This is a genomic window from Leucobacter sp. M11, from assembly GCF_035726885.1.
Classification (GTDB): Bacteria; Actinomycetota; Actinomycetes; order Actinomycetales; family Microbacteriaceae; genus JAPFRB01.
Genome location: NZ_JAPFRB010000003.1, coordinates 583,043 through 584,948 on the forward strand (window position 1 = coordinate 583,043; position 1,906 = coordinate 584,948).

Below are 1,906 nucleotides of genomic sequence, written 5' to 3' on the forward strand. Positions count from 1 at the left end.
CGAGTCGGCCCTCGACCGGATCGGGCCCCCGCCGAGCGGCGGGGAGCCGCACCCCGCCGCTGACCGCACCGGATTGCGCCCCGTCGGCTCGGCGAGCCGTCGGTTCCGCGCCCGGGCCCGCATCGGCTTCGTCGCGAGCCTGCTCGTCTCGGGCCTCGGCCTCTGGGCGATCGCCGCTCTGCTCCTCGGCTCGGCCTGACGCGGGGCCGATTCCCCCGGCAACCGGGGCTCGTTTCCCCGGCGGTGTCATGACTAGACTGGAAAAACACTGAGAATGGTTTCCGCGGGGCGCATCGGCAACGGCCGGTGAGCCGAGGGGACAGGTACTGCGAGGGAACACATGGGCTGGCTCAACGGGCTTCTAGATGGCAGTCTCATCGCCGGTGGTGCGTTTTTGATCATCGGAATCGTCGGCGCCGTCCTGCTGCTGCTGTCGCTCCTGCTCGGCGGCGTCTTCGACGCCTTCGACTTCGGAGACGGCCCCCTCAGCCTGACCACCATCGCGGCCTTCACCACCATCTTCGGCTTCACCGCCTTTGCCTGCGTCGGCTCCGGGGTGCCCACCGGGCTCTCGGGCGTTTTCGGCGCGCTGGCCGGGGTCGTCGGCGCGCTCATCGCCTGGTGGCTGACCCGGGTGATCCGCAGCGCGGAGTCGACCACGGCGGTCAGCAGCGGGCAGCTCACCGGGCAGAACGCGGTCGTCGTGCTCGGCATCCCGGGCGGGAGCGGCCTCGGCGAGATCTCGCTCGTGCGCAACGGCGAGCGCGTGTCCCTGTCCGCGGTCTCGGCCCAGGAGATCCCCTCCGGGGCCCGGGTGCGCATCTTGGAAACCATCACCCCCACCTCGGTCCTCGTCGAACCCCTCCCGGACGCGGCCGCCGCGCCCACACCCCCCGACGGCCCGACCGCCTAATCTCGCGTTCCGGGCCGACGGCTCGGGCTCACGTTAAAGGAGCACAGCATGACATTTTTCACCCCCGCGATCATCGGCATCTTCGGGGCGGTCATCGCCCTGGTGCTGATCGCGCTGGTCATCATCAAGCGGTACAAGATCGCGAAACCCGATGAGGCCATCATCGTCACCGGCGGCAAGGGCAAGCCCGTCATGGACCCCTCCGGCACCGTCACGATGGACCTGTCCGGCCAGAAGGTCGTCACGGGCGGCGGCGTGTTCGTGCTGCCCTTCGTGCAGAAGTCCTTCTCGATGTCGCTGCGCTCGCGTCGCCTCTCGATCACGACCGAGGCGCAGACCACCGACGGCATCACGATCCAGGCGCAGGCCGTCGCGGTCGTGAAGGTCGGCGGCACCCAGGAAATGATCCGCGCCGCGGCCCAGCGCTTCCTGTCCTACTCGGACGAGATTGATCAGTCCACGCAGGAGGTCCTCTCCGGGTCCCTGCGCTCCATCATCGGCGGCCTGACCGTCGTGCAGATCATCCGCGACCGCGCCGTCGTGGCCCGGAACGTGCTTGAGGCCGCCGAGGAGGCCCTCACGAAGCAGGGGCTCGTCGTCGACACCCTGCAGATCCAGGAGATCCGCGATTCGAGCGACTACATCCAGAACATCGGTCGCCCCGAGGCGGCCAAGGTGCGCCAGGCCGCCGACGTGGCCGAGACGAACGCCTACCAGGCCTCCGAGGAAGCAAAGATCAGCACCCAGAAGGTGCTGCTGGACCGCAACCGCGAGCTGAAGCTGCGCCAGGCCGCGATCCAGGCGGAGACCGACAAGGCGAACGCCGAGGCGCAGGCCGCGAGCCCGCTGGAAGAGGCCGTGCAGCGCCAGGCCATCGTCGCGCAGGAGGAGATCACCGCGCAGCGCGAGGTCGCCCTCCGCAAGGAGAAGCTGAACGCCGATGTGCGCGCCGTCGCCGAGGCCGAGGCCTTCCGCGTCGAGGCGATTGCAAAG

Annotated in this window: 3 protein-coding genes; all 3 read left to right on the forward strand. The window is 69.5% G+C overall.

Annotated features, from left to right (window positions below; genetic code table 11):
* On the forward strand, positions 1-199 hold a 199-nt coding region (locus OOT08_RS11150; RefSeq protein WP_325092707.1), incomplete at its 5' end, for a hypothetical protein.
* Positions 200-340: 141 nt separating this feature from the next.
* The gene (locus tag OOT08_RS11155; protein ID WP_325092708.1) at positions 341-913 is read left to right on the forward strand and encodes a hypothetical protein; all 573 of its coding nucleotides are present in this window, start codon (positions 341-343) and stop codon (positions 911-913) included.
* Between the two features lie 48 nt (positions 914-961).
* Positions 962-1,906, forward strand: a 945-nt coding sequence (locus OOT08_RS11160) for an SPFH domain-containing protein (protein ID WP_325092709.1), incomplete at its 3' end; no start/stop codon positions are given.